The sequence below is a fragment of the Streptomyces sp. NPDC052101 genome (genome assembly GCF_040680235.1).
In the GTDB taxonomy this organism is placed as follows: Bacteria; Actinomycetota; Actinomycetes; order Streptomycetales; family Streptomycetaceae; genus Streptomyces.
Genome location: NZ_JBFAWH010000108.1, coordinates 1 through 3,102, shown reverse-complemented (window position 1 = coordinate 3,102; position 3,102 = coordinate 1). Strand labels below are relative to the sequence as shown.

3 protein-coding genes and 2 pseudogenes are annotated in these 3,102 nt (G+C 65.4%); 3 read left to right on the top strand and 2 right to left on the bottom strand.

Translation table 11 applies throughout. The features are described 5' to 3' along the window. Nucleotides 1-329: 329 nt before the first annotated feature. Nucleotides 330-659, bottom strand: a complete 330-nt coding sequence (locus AB0L75_RS44025; RefSeq protein WP_365191915.1) for a DUF4209 domain-containing protein — start codon at nucleotides 657-659, stop codon at nucleotides 330-332. Here AB0L75_RS44025 and AB0L75_RS44020 point away from each other — a divergent pair. The 3 genes and pseudogenes from AB0L75_RS44020 to AB0L75_RS44010 form a co-directional block, all read left to right on the top strand. After that, a protein-coding gene (locus AB0L75_RS44020) for an IS3 family transposase (protein ID WP_098471310.1) occupies nucleotides 636-1,786 on the top strand; the annotation gives its coding sequence in 2 pieces (ribosomal slippage) (nucleotides 636-906 and nucleotides 906-1,786; 1,152 coding nt in all). The two genes, AB0L75_RS44025 and AB0L75_RS44020, sit on opposite strands and share 24 nt — an antisense overlap. A 14-nt stretch (nucleotides 1,787-1,800) precedes the next feature. Next, a pseudogene (locus tag AB0L75_RS44015) lies at nucleotides 1,801-2,223 on the top strand (integrase core domain-containing protein); the annotation flags it as partial. 64 nt (nucleotides 2,224-2,287) lie between these two features. Next, nucleotides 2,288-2,593, top strand: a pseudogene (locus tag AB0L75_RS44010) (pyridoxamine 5'-phosphate oxidase family protein); the annotation flags it as partial. Here AB0L75_RS44010 and AB0L75_RS44005 read toward each other — a convergent pair. Beyond that, on the bottom strand, nucleotides 2,536-3,096 hold the full coding sequence (locus tag AB0L75_RS44005) for a phage holin family protein (RefSeq protein WP_365191916.1): 561 nt from the start codon (nucleotides 3,094-3,096) through the stop codon (nucleotides 2,536-2,538). The pseudogene AB0L75_RS44010 and the gene AB0L75_RS44005 overlap by 58 nt on opposite strands. Nucleotides 3,097-3,102: the final 6 nt, after the last annotated feature.

Here is a 3,102-nt window from a genome sequence, read left to right as displayed (position 1 = left end):
CTCTCGTCGAGCTATTCGAATCTGAAATCACAGTCGAAGAGGTCGCGCGTAACGTGCGCAAGAATCTGGGTGATGACAATGTTTTTAAACTCGTGGATAAATATCTATCGGGATGGCGGCCGGAGAGATTCTAGACAACACCAAGTATACCGATGGGATCAGTCTTTCTTTAGCCGCTAGCCATGTCTATCGAAACAGAAGTCCGATTGTGCAATAGTTGTACGTTAGATCTGAACTTCACCGCATTCAGACCCCTAGAGACATCTGGGTCACGAGACACCCGCGCCCGACGGAACGAGGTTGCCGCCAGTGCCCTTCGCCTTCGGGTCTCAGCCAGACTCTGCTGACTGGGTCCGAGCGCGGCTAATCATCTCGATGACCGGCCACGTCACCAGCCTCAGACAGAACCACCACATGTAGAGCGCCGAGTAGCTCCACGCCGAGTTGTCATCGAGGAGACCGTGCGCGATGTCGTTGCAGAGGTTCGGACCACCTTGGACGATCAGCATCGCCTTCATCTCCATGATTATCCCTGCACCAAAGATGTCCTCGTGGGCTGACCCCGTTTCGTAGGTCCAGTCGTTATGAGAGTCGTCCTGTTGCCCGCGGTCGCGGGCAGGGAGACTGGTCAGATCATGACGAACAGCAGGAAGCGTCACACCCCCGAGCAGGTCGTCCGTAAGCTCGGGCAGGCCGACAGGATGCTCGCCGATGGTCAGGACGTCGCGGCGGTGTGCCGGGAGCTCGGGGTGTCCGAGCAGACGTACTACCGGTGGCGGAACCAGTACGGCGGCCTCAAGGCCGACGACGCAAAGCGCCTGAAGGAGCTGGAGAAGCAGAACGCGACCCTGAAGCGTCTGCTCGCGGAAGCGGAGCTGGAGAAGGCCGCGCTCAAGGAGCTGGCTGAGGGAAACTTCTAAGCCCGGACAGGCGCCGCGCCGCCGTCGATCACCTCAAGCGCAAGTTGCGGGTGAGCGAACGGATGGCGTGCCGTCTGGTCGGGCTGAGCCGCTCCGCGTACCGGCGACCGCTCAAGGGCGACACGGTCGCGGACCCGGATCGGGCGCTCAGGGAGTGGCTGCGCGCCTGGGCGAAGGACCATCCCCGCTACGGGTATCGGCGGGCGTATCACGACGCCCGCGCCGAGGGGTGGGTGGTGAACCACAAGAAGATCCAACGCCTGTGGCGTGACGAAGGGCTCCGGGTCCCGCAGCGGCGTCGACGCAAGCGCGTCGGGTCCTCGACCGTCGACGCGCCGACGGCGGACGCGCCGAACGTGGTGTGGGCGGTGGACTTCCAGTTCGACGCCGACGAGCACGGACGACCGATCAAGATCTGCTCGATCGTCGACGAACACACCCGGGAGTGCATCGGCGGCCTCGTGGAGCGCTCGATTACCGCCGACCGACTCACCGCCCACCTCGAGGACCTCGTCGCCGCCCGGGGCGCCCCGGCGGTGCTCAGGTCGGACAACGGGCCGGAGTTCATCAGCGAGGCGATGGCCGACTGGGCCGGCACCCGCACCGGCCTGTCCTACATCCCTCCGGGCTCGCCGTGGCGCAACGGGTACGTCGAGTCGTTCAACAGCCGGATCCGCGACGAGTGCCTCAACATCAACAGCTTCTACTCGCTGCTGCACGCACAGGTCATCATCGGCGACTGGAAGGACGAGTACAACCACCACCGCCGGCACTCCTCGCTCGGCTACCTAACCCCAGCCGAGTACGCTCGGCAGTGCACCCATCAAATGGAAACCGACGACTCACAGAACGTCCGGACCGAATGAAGGGGGCGGCTCACACCCGCCTGGCGTACACCGAGGCGTTGGAGGACGAGAAAGCGGTGACCACGATCGGGTTCTTCTGCCGGGCGCGGGCGTTCTTCGCCGCCCACGGCATCACCGTCGACAGGGTGGTCACGGACAACGGGAACAACTACCGGGCCGTGGACTTCACCGCCAAGGTGGTCTCGCTCGGGGGCCGGCACCACCGGATCCGGCCCTACACCCCGCGCCATAACGGGAAGGTCGAACGGTACAACCGGCTGATGGTGGACGAGGTCCTCTACGCCCGCCCGTATACCTCAGAGAAAGCTCGGCGTGAGGCCCTGCAGGTGTGGGTGAACCACTACAACTACCATCGGCCTCATACCTCCTGCGGGAACGCTCCTCCGGCCTCACTGGCACCGACCCGAGTCAACAACGTCATGCCCTCCTACACCTAGGGTCGGTGGTACGAGCCGGTGGCCACATCAGGGCGCCGGCACCCGACGACGAAGGAGTCACGCCATGGGCACCCAGGATCCCCGCGCCCGTCTGCTCGAGAAGCTCGCGAAGGTGAACGTCTGCATGCTGACCACCGCTGAGCGGGACGGCACGCTCGTCACCCGCCCGATGGGCCTGCAACAGGCCGAGGACGGCGGCACGCTCTGGTTCCTCACGCGCGCCACCTCCGACGTCGCCGCGGACGCTCCGCAGCGCCCGGTCAACGTCGCCGTGCAGGACAAGGACTTCTGGGCCTCCCTCGCGGGCCACGGTCAGCTCGTCCGCGACGACGCGCGCAAGAAGGAGTTCTGGAACCCGGCCACCGAGGCCTTCTTCGGTGAGGGCTCGAGCCCCGAGGATCCGCAGATCGTGCTCGTGCGCGTGGACGCGCCGTTCTTGCGGGCCTTCTTGTTCTCCTCCTTCTCCACCTTCTTCCGCTCGGCCTCACGGGCGGCCTCGACACGCTTGGCCTCGGCGCGCTCCGCCTTGAGGCGGTCGTACTCGGCCGGGTCGAAGGCGTTGCCCTCCTTGAGGTAGCCGAGGTCGTACTCGAGGTTGCGCACGGTCTCCTGCGGCACGAGCGGCATGGCGCCCTTGACCATCACGAGGCCGACGCCGGCGAAGATCAGGCCGAGCACGAGAAACGCGAGCGCCACCATGAGCGCCGGGAACCAGAAGCTCGGGTCGGCGAAGGCGCCGACCAACGTCACCACGAGGGCGACCACCATGAGCGCGAGGAAGAACAGGCCCACCACCGCGACGCCGGCGCCGATGCCGGCCTTCTTGCCCTTCGCGGCCACGTGTCCCTTGGCGAGCACGAGCTCGTCCTTCATCTGCAG

Coding starts and splice junctions, on each gene's coding strand:
- AB0L75_RS44005 (WP_365191916.1), bottom strand. CDS start 3,096: ATGAAGGACGAGCTCGTGCTCGCCAAGGGACACGTGGCCGCGAAGGGC.